21 protein-coding genes are annotated in these 22,693 nt (G+C 59.9%); 11 read left to right on the forward strand and 10 right to left on the reverse strand.

Going from position 1 to position 22,693, the window contains the following annotated elements:
* Positions 1 to 6: 6 nt before the first annotated feature.
* The 3 genes from topA to tldD form a co-directional block, all read right to left on the reverse strand.
* The gene (topA, locus tag ARCT_RS0106705; protein WP_027239369.1) at positions 7 to 2,721 is read right to left on the reverse strand and encodes a type I DNA topoisomerase; all 2,715 of its coding nucleotides are present in this window, start codon (positions 2,719 to 2,721) and stop codon (positions 7 to 9) included.
* 362 nt (positions 2,722 to 3,083) lie between these two features.
* A complete protein-coding gene (dprA, locus tag ARCT_RS0106715; protein ID WP_027239370.1) occupies positions 3,084 to 4,340 on the reverse strand; it encodes a DNA-processing protein DprA in 1,257 nt (418 codons plus the stop codon).
* 357 nt (positions 4,341 to 4,697) lie between these two features.
* The gene (tldD, locus tag ARCT_RS0106720) at positions 4,698 to 6,119 is read right to left on the reverse strand and encodes a metalloprotease TldD (RefSeq protein WP_027239371.1); all 1,422 of its coding nucleotides are present in this window, start codon (positions 6,117 to 6,119) and stop codon (positions 4,698 to 4,700) included.
* Positions 6,120 to 6,316: 197 nt separating this feature from the next.
* Here tldD and coxB point away from each other — a divergent pair, with 197 nt between their 5' ends.
* The 10 genes from coxB (at position 6,317) to ARCT_RS0106770 (ending at position 15,678) form a co-directional block, all read left to right on the forward strand.
* Positions 6,317 to 7,231, forward strand: a complete 915-nt coding sequence (gene coxB, locus ARCT_RS0106725; RefSeq protein WP_027239372.1) for a cytochrome c oxidase subunit II — start codon at positions 6,317 to 6,319, stop codon at positions 7,229 to 7,231.
* 113 nt (positions 7,232 to 7,344) lie between these two features.
* Positions 7,345 to 8,286, forward strand: a complete 942-nt coding sequence (cyoE, locus tag ARCT_RS0106730) for a heme o synthase (RefSeq protein ID WP_027239373.1) — start codon at positions 7,345 to 7,347, stop codon at positions 8,284 to 8,286.
* A gap of 1 nt (position 8,287) precedes the next feature.
* On the forward strand, positions 8,288 to 8,452 hold the full coding sequence (locus tag ARCT_RS0106735) for a hypothetical protein (RefSeq protein ID WP_027239374.1): 165 nt from the start codon (positions 8,288 to 8,290) through the stop codon (positions 8,450 to 8,452).
* A complete protein-coding gene (locus ARCT_RS0106740; RefSeq protein WP_027239375.1) occupies positions 8,452 to 9,051 on the forward strand; it encodes a cytochrome c oxidase assembly protein in 600 nt (199 codons plus the stop codon). The genes ARCT_RS0106735 and ARCT_RS0106740 overlap by 1 nt, the downstream gene beginning before the upstream one ends.
* An 11-nt stretch (positions 9,052 to 9,062) precedes the next feature.
* Positions 9,063 to 9,872 carry a cytochrome c oxidase subunit 3 gene (locus ARCT_RS0106745; protein ID WP_027239376.1) on the forward strand — a complete coding sequence of 270 codons (810 nt, stop codon included), beginning with the start codon at positions 9,063 to 9,065 and terminating at the stop codon, positions 9,870 to 9,872.
* 128 nt (positions 9,873 to 10,000) lie between these two features.
* A complete protein-coding gene (locus ARCT_RS0106750; RefSeq protein WP_027239377.1) occupies positions 10,001 to 10,678 on the forward strand; it encodes an SURF1 family protein in 678 nt (225 codons plus the stop codon).
* A 4-nt stretch (positions 10,679 to 10,682) separates the two neighbouring features.
* Complete coding sequence (thrC, locus tag ARCT_RS0106755; protein ID WP_027239378.1) at positions 10,683 to 12,068, forward strand: threonine synthase; 1,386 nt, start codon at positions 10,683 to 10,685, stop codon at positions 12,066 to 12,068.
* A 13-nt stretch (positions 12,069 to 12,081) separates the two neighbouring features.
* Positions 12,082 to 13,344, forward strand: a complete 1,263-nt coding sequence (locus ARCT_RS0106760) for a M16 family metallopeptidase (protein ID WP_027239379.1) — start codon at positions 12,082 to 12,084, stop codon at positions 13,342 to 13,344.
* Complete coding sequence (locus ARCT_RS0106765) at positions 13,344 to 13,928, forward strand: GNAT family N-acetyltransferase (protein ID WP_027239380.1); 585 nt, start codon at positions 13,344 to 13,346, stop codon at positions 13,926 to 13,928. Before ARCT_RS0106760 ends, ARCT_RS0106765 begins: the two co-directional genes overlap by 1 nt.
* A 319-nt stretch (positions 13,929 to 14,247) precedes the next feature.
* Positions 14,248 to 15,678, forward strand: coding sequence for an FAD-binding oxidoreductase (locus tag ARCT_RS0106770; RefSeq protein ID WP_027239381.1), 1,431 nt, complete (start codon positions 14,248 to 14,250; stop codon positions 15,676 to 15,678).
* 298 nt (positions 15,679 to 15,976) lie between these two features.
* On the opposite strand, the gene ARCT_RS0106775 is transcribed toward ARCT_RS0106770, so the two are convergent.
* The 5 genes from ARCT_RS0106775 to ARCT_RS0106790 all read right to left on the reverse strand — a co-directional run bounded on the left by ARCT_RS0106775 (position 15,977) and on the right by ARCT_RS0106790 (position 19,133).
* Positions 15,977 to 16,516 (reverse strand): adenine phosphoribosyltransferase, encoded by a 540-nt coding sequence (locus ARCT_RS0106775; protein ID WP_027239382.1) that lies wholly within the window; start codon positions 16,514 to 16,516, stop codon positions 15,977 to 15,979.
* Between the two features lie 166 nt (positions 16,517 to 16,682).
* Complete coding sequence (locus ARCT_RS0106780) at positions 16,683 to 17,315, reverse strand: LysE family translocator (protein ID WP_027239383.1); 633 nt, start codon at positions 17,313 to 17,315, stop codon at positions 16,683 to 16,685.
* Between the two features lie 57 nt (positions 17,316 to 17,372).
* A complete protein-coding gene (locus tag ARCT_RS28605; RefSeq protein ID WP_051360579.1) occupies positions 17,373 to 17,798 on the reverse strand; it encodes a DUF418 domain-containing protein in 426 nt (141 codons plus the stop codon).
* Entirely contained in the window at positions 17,795 to 17,998 is a 204-nt protein-coding gene (locus ARCT_RS28610; protein WP_051360580.1) for a hypothetical protein, read from the reverse strand. The genes ARCT_RS28605 and ARCT_RS28610 overlap by 4 nt, the downstream gene beginning before the upstream one ends.
* A gap of 271 nt (positions 17,999 to 18,269) precedes the next feature.
* Complete coding sequence (locus ARCT_RS0106790) at positions 18,270 to 19,133, reverse strand: S-methyl-5'-thioadenosine phosphorylase (RefSeq protein ID WP_379574911.1); 864 nt, start codon at positions 19,131 to 19,133, stop codon at positions 18,270 to 18,272.
* A 446-nt stretch (positions 19,134 to 19,579) separates the two neighbouring features.
* Here ARCT_RS0106790 and ARCT_RS0106795 point away from each other — a divergent pair, with 446 nt between their 5' ends.
* Positions 19,580 to 21,223 (forward strand): SulP family inorganic anion transporter, encoded by a 1,644-nt coding sequence (locus ARCT_RS0106795; protein ID WP_027239385.1) that lies wholly within the window; start codon positions 19,580 to 19,582, stop codon positions 21,221 to 21,223.
* 196 nt (positions 21,224 to 21,419) lie between these two features.
* Here ARCT_RS0106795 and ARCT_RS0106800 read toward each other — a convergent pair whose 3' ends face one another.
* Together ARCT_RS0106800 and ARCT_RS0106805 are read right to left on the reverse strand one after the other, a co-directional pair.
* Positions 21,420 to 22,061 carry a CatB-related O-acetyltransferase gene (locus ARCT_RS0106800; RefSeq protein ID WP_027239386.1) on the reverse strand — a complete coding sequence of 214 codons (642 nt, stop codon included), beginning with the start codon at positions 22,059 to 22,061 and terminating at the stop codon, positions 21,420 to 21,422.
* Between the two features lie 9 nt (positions 22,062 to 22,070).
* Positions 22,071 to 22,676: a flavin reductase family protein gene (locus ARCT_RS0106805; protein WP_027239387.1), complete on the reverse strand. Its 606-nt coding sequence runs from the start codon at positions 22,674 to 22,676 to the stop codon at positions 22,071 to 22,073.
* Positions 22,677 to 22,693 lie beyond the last annotated feature (17 nt).

Here is a 22,693-nt window from a genome sequence, read left to right on the forward strand (position 1 = left end):
GCTGTCCTAGACCGTGTCATCAGCCTTTTGGGCTGGCGCTTTCTTGGGTGCGGCGCTTTTTGCCGCTGGTTTTTTTGCCGTCGGCTTTTTGGGGGCAGCCTTTTTTGCCGGGGCCTTCTTCTTGGCCGGGGCTTTTTTCTTGGCACCTGACTTGCCGGCCTTTTCGGTGATCAGCTGAACCGCCATCTCCATGGTCACATCTTTGGCTTCCACGTCTTTGGGCAGAGTCGCATTGACCTTCTCCCATTTGACATAAGGCCCATAACGGCCATCCATGATGCTGACAGCGCCACCGCCATCGGGGTGTTCGCCCAACTCAACCAGCGCCTTGGCTGCTGCACGACGGCCGCGGCCCGGATTGTTGCGCTTTTCGGTAATCATCTCCATCGCCCGGTTCATGCCAATTTCAAAGACATCCAGTGTCTCTTTCAGATTGGCGTAAACGGGTTTTTCCTCATCCGGCAGCTGGTGCATGATATAGGGGCCAAACCGCCCGAGATTTGATGAAATGACACCGCCTTCGGGGTGGGGGCCAATTTCACGCGGCAGGGTCAGCAGGGTCACAGCCTGTTCCAGCGTCACCTCGTTTGGACCCCAGCCAGGCAGGAAATCCTTGCCTTGTTTGGGCAGGGATGACCGCGGAGGTTTCTTGTTCTCAGGCGTGGCCTCGCCGCGTTGCACATAGGGGCCAAAGCGGCCGGACTTCAGATGAATTTCATCACCGTCATCCTCGCCTAGAATACGCTCATAGCCCTCGGCTCCCTCGCCCGAGATGGGCCGGGTATAGTTGCACTCGGGGTAGTTGCCGCAGCCGACAAAACCACCGGTGCGCGAGGTCTTCAGGTGCAGCTGACCGGCGCCGCATTTTGGGCAGACGCGTGGGTCGGTGCCGTCTTCGCGCGGCGGGTACAGCTGTGGCGCCAGGGTTTCGTCCAGCACATCCAGCACTTCGGAGATCCGCAGATCCGAGGTTTCTGAGATCGCCGCCGAAAAATCGCGCCAGAATTTGCTCAGGATGTCTTTGTAATCGCGCCCGCCGGCGCTGACGTCATCCAACTCGCCTTCCAGATTGGCGGTGAACTCATAGCCCACATAGGTGCGGAAAAAGTTCAGCAGGAAGATGGTGACGATGCGCCCCTTGTCTTCGGGGAACAGACGGTTCTTGTCCTTGCGGACATATTCGCGGTCCTGAATTGTGGTGATGACGCTGGCATAGGTGGAGGGTCGGCCAATGCCCAGCTCTTCCATGCGCTTGACCAAAGTCGCCTCGGTAAAGCGGGGCGGCGGTTGCGTGTGGTGCTGCAGCCCCAGAACCGCCTTGTTGTCCGACAGGATCGAGGCGTCTTTGCCGGCCTTGTCGGCCTGTGGCCCCAGGGTGGCGGAAAACTTCATTGCCTCGCCCTGCATGATCTGCGGCAGGCGCTTGTCGTCCTCGTCGACGACATCGACATCGTCGCGGCCTTCCTCGTAGACCCGAAGGAAGCCGTCAAACAGCATCACCTGACCAGTGGCGCGCAGCACCACCTGGCCATCGTCCGAGCCCAGATCAACCGTGGTCCGTTCCAGACGTGCGCCTTCCATCTGGCAGGCCAGGGTGCGTTTCCAGATCAGATCATACAGCTTGCGCTGGTCGTCTTCTGAAACCTTCAGGTTTTTGGCGTCGCGGCCCATCTCGGTGGGGCGGATACATTCGTGGGCTTCCTGGGCGTTCTTGGCCTTGTTCTTGTAGATGCGCGGCGAGCTGGGCACATATTCAGCGCCATAGCGGCTGTTGATTTCTGCGCGGGCGGCCTGCACGGCCTCTGGCGCCATGTCGATACCATCGGTCCGCATATAGGTGATAAGGCCAGCCTCATAGAGCCGCTGGGCAGCATTCATGCACTGTTTGGCACCCATGCCAAATTTGCGGCTGGCTTCTTGTTGCAGGGTCGAGGTCATGAAGGGCGCCGAAGGGTTCCGGGAGGCGGGTTTGGCCTCAACCGATTTGGCCACCATGGTGCGGCTGGAAACCGCCTGCACGGCCAGTTCAGCGGCAGTGGAATTGGCCAGGCTGTATTTGTCGAGCTTATCCCCGGCCAAAACCGTCAGGCGCGCTTCAAACTCCTGACCGCGCGGGGTGGTCATATTGGCTTTGACTGACCAATATTCCTGCGGATTAAACGCCTCGATCTCCATCTCGCGTTCAACGATCAAGCGCAGGCAGACCGATTGCACCCGCCCTGCTGAGCGCGCACCCGGCAGTTTGCGCCACAGAACCGGCGACAGGTTAAAGCCCACCAGATAGTCAAGTGCGCGGCGGGCCAGATAGGCTTCGACCAGAGGCATATCCACCTGACGCGGATTGCGCATGGCCTCGGCAACGGCCTCTTTGGTGATGGCATTAAAAGTCACCCGGCTGACGGGGGTATCCTTTTTGATCGACCGCCGTTTGGTCAGCGCCTCTTGTAGATGCCAGCTGATGGCCTCGCCTTCGCGGTCAGGGTCAGTTGCGAGAATCAGTTCGTTGTCTTCTTTGAGTGCATCGGCGATGGCTTTGACATGTTTGCGGCTGTCATTGCCGATCTCCCATGTCATCTCAAAGTCGTTGTCCGTATCGACCGATCCGTTTTTGGCGGGCAGGTCGCGTACATGGCCATAAGATGCCAGAACGGTATAGTTCGACCCCAGGTACTTATTGATTGTTTTGGCCTTGGCCGGGGATTCGACAACAACAACTGGCATGTAATTCTTTGGCCTCTTAAGTGCACTAACGGGCGTTCTATGGCCGCGCAAGTTCAGCGGCGCAAGGGGAGAATGTCAATGAGCGAGCATTGGACGCAGCAGCTGCGCCAGTTGTCAGGCGCATTTTCTGACCTGATCCATGTGGCCTTTGGGATGTTTTTTGATCTTCCTCAGGGGGCGCAAATGAGGGGGCAAAGAGGGGGCAGGGGGCTGTGACAGGACATTGATATCTCCAGATATGACGGGGGCTTCAGGCCAACGGGAAAGGCCAACTTGAAATTGGCGGGCTGAAACGCGGCTGAGCGCCTATGGCGATGGGAATGCAAGGTCTTTGGCGCAGGTGGTTGTTGTTGCGGGTGCTACTATCCGCTCTTGTCCTCGCTGCTGCGCCTGGTGAGCAGGCCGCCGGGAATGCGGCTGATCTTGCCCTCTAACTCCAGTTCGGTCAGCGCCGGGGTAAAAGCCTGCGGCGTCAGCTCCAGATCGCGCATCAATTGATCCGAGGCCGTCGGGCTGGGGCCAAGACCGGCCAGAATCATCTGGTGCAACGCCGAGGTCTCTTTCAGGCTGCGCTTTTCCGGAGGCGGCGTCGGCACCCCCGCCAGCGCCTGTGTCAGGGCCGAAAGCTGCGATAGTTTTTCTGTAACAATGTCCTTGCGACCAGACATAGCAGGTCTGGGGACATCCGGTGCAGCGGGCGCGGTCTTGCCAGATGCCACAGATGTAACCGGGGCAAGTGCTGCAATGACATCTTCGGCATTGCGCACCAGAACCGCGCCGTCGCGGATCAGGGCATTGCAGCCATATGCACGGGCATCAAAGGGGTGACCGGGGACGGCCATGACCTCGCGTCCCAGATCCAGCGCGTCGCGGGCGGTGATCAGGCTGCCGGACCGGCCTGCGGCCTCAACCACGATGACGGCCTGGGCGAGACCGGCAATGATGCGGTTGCGTTTGGGAAAATCACGCGCCTGCGGTGTCCGCCGCATGGGCTGTTCTGACAGGATCAGGCCCTTGCTGGCGATATGTTGGGCCAGTTCGGTATTTTGCGAGGGGTAAATCACATCGCAGCCCCCGGCCAGAACCGCAATGGTGCCGGTCTCCAGACTGGCGAGATGGGCTGCGGTATCCACGCCGCGCGCCAGACCCGACACCACGGTAAATCCTGCCGCGCCCAGATCGCGGGCCAGACTGCGCGCCATGCGGGTGCCCAAGGAGGAGGCATTGCGGGCGCCGACCAGGGCAATCATTGGTCGCGTAAGAAGTTGTATATCACCAATCGCCCAGAGCAACGGTGGCGCTGAGCTGAGCTGTGCGAGGGCGGGGGGATAGAGCGGGGCATCAAAGCACAAAAGCCGCGCTTTGGCGGCTTTTGCGGCTTTTACTTCTGCGGTGACCGCGCTTGCAGGACATATTTCATACCCGGACATTCCGGCGGCACGTGCCATTTTTGGCAACGCATCCAGCGCGTTCTGCGCTGAACCATGCTCTGCGAGGAGGCGGTGAAAACTCACTGGGCCTACGCGTCGAGAGCGCAAAAGACGAAGCCTGGAAAACCAGCTATCTTCCGTGGTGGGTGGGAGTGGGGGGTGAGTGGAAGAATGTGCTTCTTCGGTCATCCGTGGCTCCGCCTGTTTGCAATTAAAGGAATACCCCTGAAACAGTTAACAGGCGGTGAATGTTTGAAAATTATCCAAAGTTTTTCGACAACATGGTCATGATTTGTTGAGATCCTGTAAAACCCGCGTCAGGGTGTTGAAAACTAACAGTAAAGATTTCTGTCCCCGGCGTCAGTTTGCCTGTTTTCAGCCGAAAAAGCCCGCAAAAAGCCCAAAAAAACGCGACCAAATCGGCCGCGTTCCTGATAAAGCCCCATCTTACCGTCACGATTTACGATAAGTTTTTGCCCCTTTGTTAATGGCTTGGCTCCGGGTCTTTTTGTGTTGGATGCCTGGCCGGGGGCTCTGTGCGTGGTGTCAGGTCGCCGAGCCGCCAACCGTCAGCCCATCCATCAGGACGCTGGGCTGGCCAACGCCAACCGGCACCCATTGCCCGGCTTTGCCGCAGTTGCCCATGCCTGGGTCCAGCTCCATGTCATTGCCAAGTGCGCGGATTTGTTTCAGCGCGGTGGCGCCATCGCCAATAAGGGTGGCGCCTTTGACCGGGGCGCCCACCTTGCCGTTTTCCACCCGGTAGGCTTCGGTGCAGGAGAAGACAAATTTACCATTGGTAATATCAACCTGGCCGCCACCAAACCCGACGGCCCAGATGCCGTCTTTGACACCGGCAACCAGATCGGCGGGGTCTGTTTCGCCGCCCAGCATATAGGTGTTGGTCATTCGGGGCATTGGCGCATGGGCGTAGCTTTGGCGCCGCCCGTTGCCGGTTGGCTCAACCCCCATAAGGCGGGCGTTCTGCCGGTCCTGCATAAAGCCCACAAGAATGCCATCCTCGATCAGGGTGGTCTTTTGCGACGGGGTACCTTCGTCATCCACGGTGATCGAGCCGCGCCGGTCAGCGATGGTGCCATCATCCAGCACGGTGACGCCGGGGGCCGCAATGCGCTGGCCCATCAGGCCCGCAAAGGCAGAGCTGCCCTTGCGATTGAAATCGCCTTCCAGCCCATGACCAATGGCCTCGTGCAGCAAAATGCCGGGCCAGCCCGGCCCAAGCACCACCTCCATGGCGCCCGCCGGGGCGGGGACGGCCTCCAGGTTGACCAGAGCAATTCGCAGCGCCTCTTTGGCTTTGGCGGCCCAGGCGGCGGGATCTATCAACCCGTCCAGCCCGACACGGCCACCACCGCCGGCCGAGCCGCTTTCGCGCCGCCCGTCCTGCTCGACAATCACCGAGACATTGAGCCGCGTCATCGGCCGGGTGTCGCGCACCCGCACCCCGTCGGCGCGCAGAATTTCGATCTCTTGCAAAGAGGCGGCGATCGAGGCCGAGACCTGCACCACTCTTTGATCTAGATCACGCGCAAAGGCGTCAATCTCGCGCAGGGTCTCGACTTTGACGGGGAAGGGCAGATCGCCAATCGGATCCGCATCGGTATAAAGCCTTTTGTTGGTCGCCTGAGGCGCATCCGCATAGGTGCCGCCGCCCGCGCCGATGGCCAGCCGCGCGGTCTGCGCGGCCCGCTTCAGGGCGGCTATGGAGACATCGGTGGAATGGGCGTATCCAGCCACCTCGCCGTTGACCGCCCTTAGTCCAAACCCTTCGGAGGCATCATAACTGGCACTGCGCAGCCGACCATCGTCAAACATCAGCGCTTCTGACTTGTGACGTTCGGCAAAAATCTCGCCATCTTCGGCACCAGCAAGGGTTTCGCGCAGGATTGGCAGGGCCTCATCCTCGGGGAGCAGGGTTTCAAAGGGTCGAAAGGCTGGGTTTTCCATGTCACGGACCTCAGGTTTTTTTGATCTAAATCAAGAAAGCGACGCTTTGACGCTCGCCTGCCTCTTTATCTGTACGCCTGAATATGATTTTAAGCAGCACCAAAGACAACGGGTACGAGCGCGATTTGTGGAATCAACTCTCCATGGGGCGCAATCGGCTGTAAGAATAAATCGATCACTAACGATCAGGACATGATATGAAGAATGCTTTGATGCTTTCGGGCCTTTTTGCTGGCCTTTCCAGTCTTCCAGCCATGGCGCAAGAAGCTCTGGAAACCATTGGTAAGCCAACAAATGGCGGCCTGAACTTCCAGCCAGCGGGGACCGAACTGGCTGAGGGTATCCACAAACTAGACGGGATGGTTCTTGTCATCATCACTGCGGTCTGTGTTTTTGTCGCAGCGCTGCTGCTTTATGCGATTGTGCGCTTCAACCGTCGCGCCAATCCAACACCTGCCGCTTTTACCCACCACACGCCCATCGAAATCGCCTGGACGCTGATCCCAATCCTGGTGCTGGTCTTCATCGGCTCCTTCTCGCTGCCCGAACTGTTCCGCCAGCAGGAAATCCCCAAAGGGGACGTTACCATCAAGGTGACAGGCTATCAGTGGTACTGGGGCTATGAATATGTCGACCACGGCTTTGGCTTTGAAAGCTACATGCTGGGCAACCCCTCGACATTGGATGCAACAGTCCGCGCTGCGGATGCAGATGTGACCCCATTTGTTTTGGACGATGCGATGCGCGCCAAACTGGTGGATGCAGGGTTCAACGAAGATGAATTCCTGCTGGCCACAGATACTTCGGTTGTTGTGCCGGTTGGCAAAACCATCGTGATGCAGGTGACGGGTGCCGACGTGATCCACTCCTGGGCCATTCCCGCCTTTGGCGTGAAGCAGGATGCGGTTCCTGGTCGTCTGGCCGAACTGTGGTTCAAGGCGGAAAAAGAAGGTATCTACTTTGGTCAGTGTTCCGAACTTTGCGGCAAGGACCACGCCTATATGCCGATCACTGTGAAAGTGGTCAGCCAAGAGGCCTATGACGCATGGCTGAAAGGCGCAATCGACCAATACGCCGGTCTGCCCCAGTCCTATCAGGTTGCTTCCAACTGAGGCACGCCTCACCAATCGCCTCTTTGGGTGCGCAGAGTGGCGCGCCGGGAAAGGCATGAAACGAGAGAAATGCGCAGGGTTCTGCGCATTTCTGGTCGACAAAAGGGTCTACGATGAGCGACGCAAGCATCAACGCCAGCACTCCCCGTGAAGACGAGGCCAGCTTTGGCGATTATTTCGCCCTGCTGAAGCCGCGGGTGATGTCATTGGTGGTCTTTACGGCCTTTGTTGGCCTGTTGGCGGCCCCTGTAGGCGTGCATCCTGTGATTGGGTTCTGTGCGGTTCTGTTCATCGCCATCGGCGGGGGTGCGTCTGGTGCGCTGAACATGTGGTGGGACGCCGACATTGATCAGGTGATGAAGCGCACCAAATCGCGCCCCATTCCCGCCGGTAAAGTCGAGGCCGGCGAGGCGCTGAGCCTGGGGCTGGCGCTGTCGGGCATGTCGGTGATCATGCTGGCGCTGGCGACCAATGTTTTTGCCGGAGCCTTCCTGGCCTTCACCATCTTCTTTTATGTGGTGATCTACACCATGTGGCTAAAGCGGGCGACACCGCAGAACATCGTGATCGGTGGCGCAGCCGGTGCGTTCCCGCCAGTGATTGGCTGGATTGCAGCCACTGGCACCATGTCGGTGGAACCCTGGCTGATGTTTGCCCTGACCTTCATGTGGACGCCGCCGCATTTCTGGGCGCTGGCCCTGTTCATGCGCTCGGATTACGATGATGCGGGCGTGCCGATGCTGACCGTAACCCATGGGCGCCGCGCAACCCGGGTCCATATCCTGGTCTATACAATCCTGCTGGCCATTCTGGCCGTTGGAACATCCTTTTCAGGCATCGGCGGGCCGATCTATCTGGCCGTTGCCGTTGTGATGAATGCCCTGTTCCTGCTGGCCGCCTGGAAGATTTTCCGCCGGGATGAAGCCAACTCGGAAGAGGATGACTTTAAGGCAGAGCGCAGGTTCTTCAAGCTGTCGCTGCTTTATCTTTTCCTGCATTTTGGTGCCATTCTGGTAGAAGCATCGCTGAAACCCTACGGATTGGGAGGCTGGTAAGATGGCTTTGAACAAAGAACACGACCTGCACAAACGCCGCTTTGGCCGCAACATGGGCGTGGGCCTGTTGTTGGGCAGCTTTGTGGTGCTGGTGCTGGCTCTGACCATCGTCAAGGTGACGTCAAATGGGTTCCAGTTTCCGCAAACTCAGAGTGAGCAGGACTGATGGCGCTGCAGGGACCTCAGAAAACGGTTCTCCAGCTGGTGGCAGTTGTTGTCACCATGGGCGCGCTGTCCTGGGCCTCGGTACCGTTTTATGACTGGTTCTGCCGGGTCACGGGCTTTGGCGGCGTCACCGGCGTGGCCCAGCGTGGCTCTGATACCGTGCTGGACCAGACGGTCACCATACGTTTTGACGGCTCCAAAGAGCGCGACTTTGCCTGGGAATTCAAACCCGTGCAGCGCGAAATGGAGATCAAGATCGGTGATACCGGTCTGGCCTTTTACGAGGCATATAATCCAACGGACCGGGTCATTGCGGGCCAGGCCTCTTACAATGTGACGCCCTATTCGGCGGGTGCATTTTTTGAAAAAATCGACTGCTTCTGCTTTACCGAGCAGGTGCTGCAACCGGGGGAGCGGGTGGAAATGCCCGTGACCTTCTTTGTCGACCCGGAAATCGTTACCGACCGGGACGGGAAATTCGTGCATACGATAACGCTTTCGTACACGTTTTATGAAATCGATCTGCCCGAGGGCTATGTCGCTCTCGATACCGGGGACAACACCGGGGCAGATCTTACTACGAACCAGGCCGACGGGTGAGGGACACTTAAATGGCGCACGCTAAAAATCACGATTTTCACATTCTGCCTCCATCGATTCTGCCGCTCATGGCAGCTCTTGGCGGTTTCATCATGCTCTTCGGCGCAGTTCTGTGGATGCATGGGATTACTGCCTGGATGTTCTGGGGCGGTCTAGCCCTGGTGCTCTATATCAGCTTTGACTGGTGGTCCCAGATGGTCGTAGAGGCCCGCCAGGGCGATCACGCACCTGTTGTACGCATCGGGCTGCGCTACGGTTTCATCCTCTTTGTGATGTCCGAAGTGATGTTCTTCTTTGCCTGGTTCTGGTCGTTCTTCAAACACGCGATCTACCCGATGGAAGGATATTTCGGCACCGAATATGTGAAGCCCGAAATCTACGGGGTTGACCCGTTCCACCTGCCGCTGATCAACACGCTTGTGCTGCTGCTGTCGGGCTGTGCCGTCACCTGGGCGCACCATGCTCTGGTGCATAGCAATGACCGCAAGGCGCTGATCCAGGGCCTGTCCATTGGTATCGTACTTGGCCTGTTCTTCACCTTCCTTCAGGGCTACGAATACGCCCATCTGCTGCACGAAGGCTGGCAGTTTGGTGGCGACGAGTTCTACTCGAACTTCTTTATGGCAACAGGCTTCCATGGCTTCCATGTTGTTCTGGGTACCATCTTTCTGACGGTTTGCCTGATCCGCGCGATCAAGGGTGATTTCACCCCCGAGCAGCACGTCGGTTTTGAGGCTGCGGCCTGGTACTGGCACTTCGTGGATGTTGTCTGGCTATTCCTGTTCTTCGCAGTCTACGTCTGGGGCACTTCCGGCCTGTAATCGGCAAACAGATGTCCGGTGGAATGTACCGGGTACATGTTTGAGGTTTCAAAACCAGGCAACAGACCGTATCAAGCACAGCGCATGGGGAAACTCATGCGCTGTTTTTTGTTGCAATCGGGACTGACATGCAGCGACTGATTTTCCTCTCCGTCATTGGCGGGCTTGGACTTGCGACCTTGCTGGGGCTGGGCACCTGGCAGGTGCAGCGTCTGGCCTGGAAACAGGGTGTTCTGGAGACCATCGAGACCCGCATTGCGGCTGATCCGGTGGCGCTGCCCGCAAGCCCCAGCCCAGAGCGGGATAAATACCTTGCCGTCCAGCTGGAGGGCGAAATCCTGGAGGGGGAGCTACATGTCTTTACCAGCGTCAAGGATCTGGGCGCCGGCTATCGCATTATCGCCCCGTTTGTGACCACCCAGGGCCAACGCCTGATGCTGGACCGGGGCTACGTGCGCGCCAGTGCCAAGGCTGACCAACGGGTGATTGGCCCTGCCAGTCTGGTTGGCAACCTGCTCTGGCCGGATGATACCGATGATTTCACCCCAGCGCCCGAGATCGAGGCCAATATCTGGTACGGGCGCGATGTGGCGCTGATGGCGCAGGCGCTGAGCACCGATCCGGTGCTGGTAGTGCTGCGCGAAGCCCCCTCTGAACACAGTGCGATCAAGCTGATGCCCGTTGGCACTGCCTTGATTGCCAATGACCACTTGCAATATGCGATCACCTGGTTTTCGCTGGCCTTCATCTGGGCCGCGATGACCGCCTCTTTCCTATGGCGTTCGCGCGCCAAATCCGAAGGTTGAAGCGATGAAATATATCTCCACCCGGGGCCAGGCGCCCGAGCTGACATTCGAAGAGGCCATGCTCACCGGTCTGGCCCGTGATGGCGGGCTTTATGTGCCTGCCGAGATCCCAACCCTCAGCCACGATGAGATCGCCGCCCTGTCGGGCCTGTCTTATGAGGAAACCGCCTTTCGGGTGATGAGGCCCTTTCTGGGCGATTGTTTCTCGGACGAGGAATTTCGCGGCATCATCTCTCGCGCCTATGCCGGTTTTGGCCATGCCGCCCGCGCACCGCTGAAACAACTGGCGCCCAATCACTTCCTGCTGGAGCTGTTCCACGGCCCAACCCTTGCCTTTAAAGACTTTGCCATGCAGCTGATTGGTCAGCTGTTTCAGGTGGCCCTGGAACGCCGAGGTGACCGGGTCACCATCGCCGGCGCCACCTCGGGTGATACCGGCTCCGCCGCGATGGAGGCCTTTCGCGGCCTGAGCAATGTAGATGTCTTTATTCTGTATCCGCATGGCCGGGTGTCCGAGGTGCAGCGCCGCCAGATGACCACCCCTGCCGACAAGAACGTACATGCGCTGGCGCTGGATGGTGACTTTGATGATTGCCAGGCCCGCGTCAAAGACATGTTCAACGATTTTGACTTCCGCGATGGCGTCAAACTCGCCGGGGTGAATTCGATCAATATCGCGCGGGTGCTGGCGCAGGTGGTCTATTATTTCTCCTCTGCGGTCAGCCTTGGGGCGCCACAGCGCGAGGTGAGCTTTACCGTGCCCACCGGTAACTTTGGCGATATCTTTGCCGGCTACATTGCCAAGCAGATGGGGCTGCCGATCAAGGATCTGGTGGTGGCCACCAACCAGAACGACATTCTGCACCGCTGCCTGGAGGGGAAGGGCTATCACAAGGGCGAAACTGTCCCGTCTATTTCGCCCTCAATGGACATCCAGGTCTCGTCCAACTTTGAACGCGCGCTTTATTTTGCCTATGACAAAGACGCCAGCGCCGTGGCGCAGTTGATGGACGAACTGCAGTCCGGCGGTTTTGAGGTGAGCCAGGGGGCGATGCAGGCGCTGTCGGAAACCTATAAGTCGGGCCGTGCCTCGGAAGAGGAAACTCTGGCGACAATCAAATCCGAGCTTGCCGCCTCCGGCGAGCTTCTGTGTCCCCATGGCGCGGTTGCGGTAAAGGTCGCCGCAGAGCAGCGTGAGGCTCATGTGCCGATGATTACCCTGGCGACCGCGCATCCGGCAAAATTCCCGGCAGCGGTGGAAAAGGCCTCTGGTCAATATCCGGACTTGCCGGACCGTATGGCGGATCTGTATGAGCGGGAGGAACGCCTGAGCCGGATCGCCAATGATCTGGTGGCAATCGAAGACCACATCAGAAAGAATATCGCATAATGAGATCTATTCAGTGAGCGTCCAACAGCACCAACTGGCCAATGGCTTTCGCATCGTCACCGAGGCCATGCCGGGTCTGCAATCCGCCTCGATCGGGATTTGGGTGACCGCAGGTGGCCGCAATGAACGGCTGGAGCAGAACGGCATTGCGCATTTTCTGGAGCATATGGCGTTCAAGGGCACCAAGCGGCGCAGCTCTCTGCAGATTGCCGAGGCGGTCGAGGATGTGGGCGGCTATATCAACGCCTATACCTCGCGCGAGGTGACCGCCTATTACGCGCGGGTGCTGCAGGATGATGTGCCGCTGGCGCTGGACGTATTGGCGGATATTCTGCGCAACCCGGTGTTTGATCCGCGCGAGATCGAGGTCGAGCGCGGCGTGATCCTGCAAGAGATCGGCCAGGCGCTGGACACGCCGGACGACGTGATCTTTGATTGGCTGCAAGAGCAAAGCTATCACAACCAGCCGCTGGGCCGCACCATTCTGGGCCCGGCTGAGCGCGTTAGTGCCTTTACGCGCGAGGATCTGACGCAGTTTGTGTCAGAACACTATGGCCCGGGCCAGATGATCCTGTCGGCTGCCGGCGCGGTGGATCACGCCGAGCTGGTCAAACTGGCCGAAGACCTGTTTGGCGACATGAAGCCACAGCCTGCGCTGGCGATGAAGCCTGCGCAGTTTACCGGTGGTGAAGCCCGTCACACCAAGGATCTGGAACAGGCGCATTTTGCCCTCTCCTTTGAAAGTCCCGGTTACCGGGATGACGCCATTTATACGGCGCAGATCTATTCGGGGGTGATGGGTGGCGGCATGTCCAGCCGTCTGTTCCAGGAAGTGCGGGAAAAACGCGGGCTTTGCTATACCATCTTTGCCCAGGCTGGTGCCCATGCTGATACTGGCAGCACCACGATCTATGCCGGCACCTCTGCGGATCAGGTTGAGGAACTCGCCCATATCACCGTGGACGAGATGAAGCGCGCCGCAACAGATATGTCGGATGCCGAGGTGGAGCGCGCCCGGGCGCAGATGAAGGCAGGTATGCTGATGGGGCTGGAAAGCCCCACCAACCGCGCCGAACGTCTGGCGCGTCTGGTGCAGATCTGGGACCGGGTGCCTGCCCTGGAGGAGACGGTGAAACTGATTGATGCCGTCAGCACTGCGGATGTGCGCGCCATGGCGGAACAGCTTGCGGTGCACGCCCCGGCGGCAATGGCGCTTTATGGGCCTGTTGAGGGCGCGCCAAGCCTCGCCGCGCTGCAGGCGCGCCGTGTTGCCTGATGCTGCTGAGCCGTCGCAAACTTCGACTTGAGACCGAGCGGCTGACGCTGCGCCCGCCGGTGCATTCTGATTTTCAGGCCTGGGCGGCGTTGCGACTGCAAAGTCGGGACTATCTCACCCCCTGGGAGCCCGCCTGGGCGCCGGACCATCTGGGGCGCAAGAGCTTTACCAACCGGGTCTATTGGGCGCAGCGCTCAGTCTCGGCTGGCACGGCGGTGCCGCTGTTTTTGATCCGGCGCGCGGATCAGGTGATTGTCGGGGCCATTACTCTGGACAATATTCGGCGCGGTCCGGCCATGGCCGGGACGCTGGGCTATTGGACCGGGCAAACCTTTGGTCGCAAGGGCTATATGCGCGAGGCCATTGGCGCGGTGGTGCACTATGCCTATGGCAAACTGGATCTCAGCCGGATCGAAGCAGCCTGCCTGCCGGAAAATGCCGCGTCTCGTGGGTTGTTGGAGAAATCGGGGTTCAAATACGAGGGTGTTGCCCAGTCTTATCTGCAAATTGCCGGACGCTGGCGCACCCATGTTCTTTATGCTGCTCTGCGCCATGACCGTCGGGGCCGTACACAGGCGGGGTAGAGCCTGGCGCTGTTGTCAGGTCCAGTATCTGGGCCTGTTGTCTGGGGCGTATTATCGGACATGCTGGACGATGAAAGCGGGCTCTCCCGCCCCTTATGCGATAGATCTGTGCCTGACGGCCCGGATCTATCACCCAGGGTTGGGCCCGGCGCCGCGCTATCGCGCGGCGCGGTTGCATCTATCGGCCGCCGCGCTACCGCGTGTTGCAGGTGCGTCTATCACCGCGTTTGGGAATATTTCTAACCGGTGGTCTCTTTTTTGCCGGGGAAGGCGAGCGAGAAAAGCTTGCCATGGGGGCTTGGATTAGAGATGCAGGGGTATGAGATATACACCCGCCGATGCCGCCTTCGCCGCCAGCCTGTCCGCTTCCTTGCCCGAGGGGGTGTTGTGCCCCTGCGCGCCGAGATACCTGGAGGAGCCGCGCGGGCGCTACCAGGGGCAGGCGGGGCTTTTGGCCAAGCCCAGCAGCGCTGCCGAGGTGGCAGTTCTTCTGCGCGCCGCCAATGCCGCCCGTGTGCCGGTGGTGCCCTACGGTGGTGGCACCGGGTTGGTTGGCGGCCAGGTGAAGCCGGAGGGGGCAGCGCCTTTGGTGATGTCACTGGAACGTATGGCCCGGATCCGCGCTGTCTATCCGCAGGAAAACGTCATCCTGGCCGAAGCCGGGGCCATTCTGGCCGATGTGCAGCAGGCGGCCCTGGCGCAGCAACGGCTGTTTCCGCTGTCTCTGGCGGCGGAGGGGACAGCGCGCATCGGCGGCAACCTGGCGACCAATGCAGGCGGGGTGAATGTGCTGCGCTATGGCAATGCCCGCGAACTCTGCCTGGGGCTGGAGGCTGTTTTGCCAAGCGGCGAAATCTGGCACGGGCTGACGCGGCTGCGCAAGGACAATACCGGCTATGATCTGCGCAACCTCCTGATCGGCTCGGAGGGCACATTGGGGGTGATCACTGCCGCCGCCCTGAAGCTGTCCCCGATCCCGGCGCACCAGGGAGTGGCGCTTTTTGTGGTGCCGTCGCCCCAGGCCGCAATTGCGCTGCTGGCACTGGCGCGGGATCAGCTGGGGGAGGCGGTGAGTGCGTTTGAGCTGATGCATCGCCAGGGGCTGGAGTTTCTCGCCCAGCATCTGCCGCAGCTGCGCCAACCCTTTGCACAGGCGCCGGAATGGTCGGTGCTGATTGATCTGGGGCTGGCCCGTGGGCAGGATCCGGTTGTCGCCTTGTCCGATCTGTTTGAAGCCTCTGTTGAGGCTGGATTGGCTGAGGACGGGGTGATCGCGCAGTCCAAGGCGCAGGCCCAGGCGCTGTGGGCGGTCCGAGAGCAAATCCCCGAGGCCAACCGTCTGGTCGGGTCAATTTCAAGCCACGACATTTCGGTGCCGATCTCGGATATTCCGGATTTTATTCGACGCGGAGGTGAGGCAATTGCTGCTTTGGGGCAGGGCGATATGCGGGTCAATTGTTTTGGCCATTTGGGCGATGGCAACCTGCATTACAATGTCTTTCCCGCGACGGGGAGGGCGCGCAGCGACTATGACGACCTGCGCGGTGCGGTGAAAACCGTGGTGCATGATCTGGTGCAGGACATGGGTGGGTCTTTTAGCGCGGAACATGGCGTGGGTCGGATGAAGGTTGCGGATCTGCAGTCCTATGGCGACCCGGTGAAACTCGCGGCGATGCGGTCCATCAAACAGGCTCTGGACCCCCGGGGGATCATGAACCCTGGCGCAGTTCTTCCGTCACAGGAGCCTTGAGGCTGAGGCCAGTCCAGAACAAGAGGCCAGAACAAGAGGCCAGAACTTGGGAGAAGAACAAGGCGGGGCTCCCGCCCGGCCTACTCCCTCCTAAAGGGAGGAAGGGCCGCTTGGGCCGGGCGCCGCGCTGACGCGCGGCGCGCCTTTTTGGCTCAATGAGCCAAAAAGGCCATGCCCAACGGGAAGGTTTCCCCTTTAGGGGAGACCTGACGGGCGGGAGCCCCCCGCTTTTGCACACTGGCTTGCCTGTTGGCAGTCCCGCGTCAGGGGCGCTCCATCCTGCTCCAGGATGTCTCGTTTATTCGCCTTCAAATTCACACAGAACATGCACATCCATGCCGAGGTCTTCCAAAACCTTGCGACCGCCAAGATCCGGCAGGTCAACGATAAAGGCGCAGGAGATGATCTCTCCGCCCAGGCGTTCGATCAGTTTGATGCCGGCAGAGGCGGTGCCGCCGGTGGCCAGGAGGTCATCTACCACCAGAATTTTTTCGCCGGGCTGGATTGCGTCTTCATGGATCTCCACAATGGCTTCGCCGTATTCCAGTTTGTATTCCTGGCTCAGGGTGCGGCCCGGCAATTTGCCTTTTTTGCGGATGGGAACAAAACCAACGCTCAGCTGATGGGCAATGGCCCCGCCGATGATAAAACCACGGGCCTCCAGACCCACCACTTTGTCGATCCGCTCCCCGGCGTAGGGGTGCAGCATCTGATCAATGGCCATACGAAATCCGCGGGGATCGGCAAAGAGCGTGGTGACATCGCGAAACATGATGCCCTCATGTGGGAAATCGACGATGGTACGGATATAGTCTTTCACGGCGGATCTTCTGGGCATGGCTAGGCTTTCTCCTGCTTGGCTGGTCTTGGCTGATTGGCGACAAGACAGCGCTTTGCCTCTTGCGTCTCAGCCAACTGGGACGGTCTCTGGGGTTTGGCCCGCAGGGTTTGGCCCAAGCTGCCCCCGCGTGCAAGAGGCAAGCAGGCTGATCCCGCAGGGAACGTCAGGTCGGGCGGCGCAGCAGCGCGGTGGCCAGTCCCATTGCAATGAGCGCGCCCCCACCGACCCGGGTCAGATTGGCAATTGCCTTGGGGCGCGAGATCCAGAGCCGCAGACGATCCGCCAGCAGCGCATAGGCCATGGCATTGACTGCAGCCAGCGCCACGAAGGTGGCAATCAGGATCATAAACTGGGGGGCCAGCGCCTCGCCTGGGCGGAGGAACTGCGGCACAAAGGCGATGAAAAAGGCGATGGATTTGGGATTCAGCGCGGTGACCACAGCCGTATGGCCAAAGATCCCCCGCGCGGTCACCGCATCCGGGCTGGCCAGTTGCTCCAATCCGCTGCTGCCAGAGGCACTGCGCCACAGCTTGACACCCAGCCACAGAAGATAGGCCGCGCCAACCCATTTCAGCGCGGTGAACAGTGTTGCCGAGGCCATGACCAAGGCGCCAAGCCCGGCCAGGGATGCGGTCATGGCGATGAGATCACCAAAGGCCACGCCCAGGGCAGAGGCCACTGCCACCTGGCGCCCCTTGGACAGGGCATAGCTCAGCACCAGCAGGACAGTGGGGCCGGGGATCAGCAGCAGGGCTGCAGAGGCGGAGGCAAAGGCCAGCCAAAGTGTGAAGTCCATAGTTTCTCTCTTTCCTCTCCTGGGTCAGCAAAGCAAAGACAGCCGTTTGGTGGAAGGTCAACGGAAAATCTCAGCGACCCGCCGCATCAGCGCTTCGAGGGGGCCGCGCGGGGTGAGAAGGGTCCAAACCCAGGTCAGCACCATCGACAGGGCACAGAAACCGAGGCTGAAGCCAAAGATGGTCTCTGGCGACAGCGAGCCATCCAACAGCCCCATGGCCTCAAGCGTGCCCATGCCCAGCAGGATATGGGCAACATAGAGGCTGAGCGCCATACGCCCCGGTGTTGCCATCCATTCGGCCAGGCCGATCCGGTCCAGCAGGGTGCCCAGGCGCAGCATCGCTCCGATCATCACCCAGGCGCTGCCACTGGCGGCAATCAGGTAGCAGGGCCCCGGCGGCAGTGAGGCGGTGCCCAGGAGCTCAGCCAGTTGTGGATCCTTGAGGATCAGCCCTGGCAGTGCTGCGAGCCCCCACAGGATCAAACGGTTCTGCGTCCCCTTTTGCGCCAGATCCACATGCCCAAAAACACAAAGCTGACCCAGGAAAACACCGAATGCCAGCCGTTAAAAAACGAGTGCCGCAGAAAACCTTCCAGGGTGCAGAAATCCGAATAGGCGAGGGTCTGCCAATTGCAACGGGCCTCATAGTCGAGCAAGACCAGGCCGACAAAGCCAAGTGCCATTGTGCCAAAAGCGGCCCGCAAAAGCCGCCGCGGCGGCGCGCTTAAAAACGGCAGGGCACCCAGGAAATACAGCGCATAAAAATGTAAGATATCCGCCTCAAAAATCGTGAGATATCCAATCCGTGAAGGCGCATGTTGCTATGATCTCGTCAATAAAAACTGGGGAAACATGCTGTCTATCAAGGGGCGAAGCGGTGGAAAATAAAGCGGGCAGTCGTAAGAAACCGCCCCCCTGTTGTGTTGTTGCCCGATTGGCGGTTGGAGGCTCATCTTAGCCCAGAACGCGACCTGCCACCGCGTCCAGTTTGGCCAACAGGGCAGGATCGCGTTTTTCCGGCGCGGTCATCACGGCAAACTCCAGGGCGCGATCACAGCCATGCGGGCAGAGGTCGCGCTGTTTGCCCAGCAGAGCGGGCAGGCGGCGCACCAGTTCACGGGCATTGCTGGAATTGCCCTGAAGCGTCGCCAGGATATCGCTGATATCAACCGCCCCATGGTCCGGGTGCCAGCTGTCGTAATCGGTGACCATGGCAATGGAGGCATAGCAGAGCTCTGCTTCGCGCGCCAGTTTTGCCTCTGGCATATTGGTCATGCCGATGACATCGCAGCCCCAGCTTTCGCGGTACATTTTGCTTTCGGCGATGGAGGAAAATTGCGGCCCCTCCATGCAAAGATAGGTGCCGCCGCGATGCACGGTAACCCCGGCAGATTTGGCGGCCTGCTCGGCCGCATCAGAGAGCCGCGCACAGGTCGGATGGGCGACGCTGACATGGGCGACGCAGCCGGTGCCAAAGAAGCTTTTTTCGCGGGCAAAGGTGCGGTCGATGAACTGATCAATGATGACAAAATCGCCCGGTGCCATGGCGTCACGGAAGGAGCCGCAGGCAGAGACGGAAAAGACATCTGTCACGCCCAGTCGTTTGAGCGCGTCAATATTGGCGCGGTAGGGCACTTCGGTTGGCGAATGCACATGGCCGCGACCATGCCGGGGCAGAAAGGCCATTTTGACCCCATCCAGATGTCCGGTGAGGATCTGATCCGAAGGAGCGCCCCAGGGGGTGTCGACAGAGACCCATTCCGCAGCTTCCAGCCCGTCGATCTCGTATATGCCTGAGCCGCCAATGACGGCGATCATGGTGTCCTGGGTCACGTGCTACACTCCTGCTTTTTTGCCACTAGACTGGCGCTATACTGGGTTGTGCCTGCCCTGAGGTGGTTTGACAACTGCCGGGGCTGTGGCTGGAGCATTTTTCGCCTCCGGCGGAGGTATTTTGGGTAAGATGAAAGGCCGGCTGCAGGGCGCAGGGGGCGGCGTTTTTGTTGGCGGGGGCAGAGGTCGCGTGACCCACCTTGGGTTTCACAAAAGCTGGGGATGGTGTCGGATATGGTGTCGGATATGGTGTCAGGTTTGGGGTCTGGTATGGAGTCTGGTATGGAGTCTGGGGCGGCGGCTGGGAGCGCAGCTGGCGATTGCTGCCTTTGGTTGCCGATGGCGGGAAGGGCTCTGCCCTTGTGCCATCGGCGAATTTCCGCTAGGGGCGGGCAGCGAACACCAAGCTCCTCCAATCACAGGTATCCCCCATGAGACGCGCCGCCATGGCCCTGCTGGCCAATCGTATTTCCCCGCCGAACCTTTCGATCATGCAGGACGAGGGCTGGTCTGTTGCCCGCGTGCGCACCGAGATCCTGTCGGGTTTCACTGTTTCACTGGCTCTGGTTCCCGAGGCGGTGGCCTTTGCCTTCGTCGCCGGGGTGCATCCCCTGGTGGGGCTATATGCGGCTTTTCTGGTGGGTCTGGTCACGGCGCTGATTGGCGGCCGTCCCGGGATGATTTCCGGCGCCACCGGGGCGCTGGCGGTTGTCATGGTCGCGCTGGTGGCGCAGCACGGGGTTGAGTATCTTTTTGCCACCGTGGTTTTGATGGGCATCCTGCAGGTGATTGCCGGGGTGATGCATTGGGGGAAATTTATCCGCCTGGTGCCACATCCGGTGATGCTGGGCTTTGTCAACGGCTTGGCGATTGTGATTTTTCTCGCCCAGATGACCCAGTTCAAAGTACCGGGTACGGGCGGCGCTGAGTGGCTGTCGGGCATGCCGATGATGCTGATGCTGGGCCTTGTGGGGCTGACCATGGTGATCATCTGGGCGACGCCGCGGATCACCTCGATCATTCCGGCGCCACTGGCTGGCATTGGCATTGTGGCCGGGATTGTCATTGTCTTTGGTCTGGATGTGCCCCGCGTGGGCGATATGGCCTCGATCAAGGGGGCTTTGCCGTCCATTCACAATCCCTTTGGGCAGGGGATCGGCATCTACGGGGATGCTTTGGCGCCGCTGAACCTGGAAACGCTGCGGATCATTTTCCCCTATGCGGTCATTCTGGCGGCCATTGGTTTGATTGAGAGCCTGCTGACCCTGAACCTGGTGGGTGAAATCACCGGCAAGCGTGGCGGCGCCAGCCAGGAATGCATCGCGCAGGGGACTGCCAATGTGATAACTGGCTTCTTTGGTGGAATGGGGGGCTGCGCCATGATTGGCCAGTCGATGATCAATGTGAAATCCGGGGGGCGCACCCGGATTGCCGGTATCGTGGCGGCGCTGTGTCTTTTGACCTTTATTGTGGTGGCCTCGCCCTTGATTGAGCAGATCCCGCTGGCGGCGCTGGTTGGGGTGATGTTCATGGTGGTGATCGGAACCTTCGCCTGGAACAGCCTGAAGATCATGACCAAAGTTCCACCAATGGATGCCTTTGTCATCGTGCTGGTGACGGTGGTGACGGTGATGAGCGATTTGGCCATTGCGGTTGTGGTTGGGGTGATTGTCTCGGCTCTGGCCTATGCCTGGAGCAATGCGCGCCGTATTCACGCGATCACCCGTCAGTCAGAAAGCGAGCAGGGCGCCAAGGTCTATGAGATCGAGGGGCCGCTGTTCTTTGGCTCTACCGACGGGTTTATCGAGCTGTTTGATGTGGAAAATGACCCCGACAAGGTGATTGTTGAGTTTGGCCGCAGTCGCGTGGTTGATCAGTCGGCGCTGCAAGCCATTGAGGCGATTGCGGGCAAATATGAGGCGGCGGGCAAGGTGCTGATGCTGCGGCATCTCAGCCGTGACTGCCATGAGCTGTTGACCAAAGCGGGTCATTTGATGATCGATAGTGATGACGATCCTGAATATCAGGTGGCGGCGGACTATTCTGTCAAGACCGGGATCCTGGGGGGGCACTAGCCCCAGGATCAATCTTTCTGAAGACCAATCTTGCTGTTGTTGAGCGGTCGCGCCCCTGCCGGGGCGCGGCTGTTTTTTTAGAAGCGCGCCTCGGCAGTGTTGGCCCAAGCAGAGGCTGCACAGGTCGGTTGCACAGGTCGGCTGCGGTGGCTGGCTGTAGTGGCTGGCTGCACGGGGAGCTGTGGCCTGGGCGATATCAGTCAGGTGCCAGGCTTTCCAGCATCTCCAGGTCTCCTGCCAGAAGCGCGGGTTCGGCGCGGGCCAGCAGCTCTTGCGGCCAGTTCCACCATTTCAGCGACAACAGGCGGGCGATCTGTGGTTTGGAAAAGCGAAACCGCTGCAGGCTGGCGGGATTGCCGGTGACAATGCCATAGGGGGGGACGGTGCCCCGCACCACAGCCCCGGCACCGATGATGGCGCCATCGCCGATACGGGCGCCGGGCAGGATCAGCGCACCATAGCCGATCCAAACATCATTGCCGATCACCGTATCGCGGGTGTCTGGCTGAAAACCGGCCATCTGCGCGGGATCAAACACCGGGAAAGGATAACAGCTGAGGCCATCCTGCGCATGATTGGCGGAGGCGGTGATAAAGCGCGCACCATGGGCAATTTGGCAGAAGCGCCCGATCACCAGGCGCTCGCGGGCGCCAGCAAAGAGATAGGGCGCAAGATGGCTGGCCCAGTCCTGTGGAGGTGAGAAATCCGAGGCATAGCTGAAGGCGCCAACCTGAAAGTTGGGATGGGTGATGGCCTGAGACAGCATCACGGTCCCGGCATGGGCCTGGCCATCGGGGAGGATAATGGGATTGCGCAGGGCGGGATCTGGGAGGGGCATCAGTGGGGCTCAATCATCAGGGCGGGCCAGCGAGAACACATCCCGCACGACGGTGTAATCACGGTAGCCCATACGGGCCAGGGGTTGAAAACGCGTGACGTCAAAAATGCCATCGCGCAGGCAGTCATCGCGCAGGTGAATGCCGGTGACCTCGCCAAAGGCGACGCGGTTTGCCACGCCGGGCAGGGTGACGATCTGGGTCAGTTTGCATTCCAGCGCTGCGGGGGCGCCGTCAATGCGGGCGCAGTTGATGGTGTCGCAATCCACGGCTGTGAGCCCCGCATGGGAGAACTCATCCACCTCTTTGGGCAGGGTCTCGGAACTGGCATTCATCGCATCGCGCATCTCGAAAGCCACGATATTGACGCAGAACACGCCGGTTTCTTCGATATTTGCAAGGCTGTCCTTGGTGCCTGGCTGGTCGTCCTTGCTGCCGGTGGAGGCAAACATCACCTGCGGTGGCGTATAGGCGACGCCATTGAAGAAGGAGTAGGGGGCCAGATTGTTGCTGCCATCCGCCGCGCGGGAGGAAATCCAGCCGATCGGGCGGGGAGTAATCAGGGCGTTAAAGGGGTTGTGCGGCAACCCGTGGCCGTCTTCGGGGCGGTAGAACATGGCGCGTCTCCAATTGT

This window comes from Pseudophaeobacter arcticus DSM 23566 (assembly GCF_000473205.1).
In the GTDB taxonomy this organism is placed as follows: Bacteria; Pseudomonadota; Alphaproteobacteria; order Rhodobacterales; family Rhodobacteraceae; genus Pseudophaeobacter; species Pseudophaeobacter arcticus.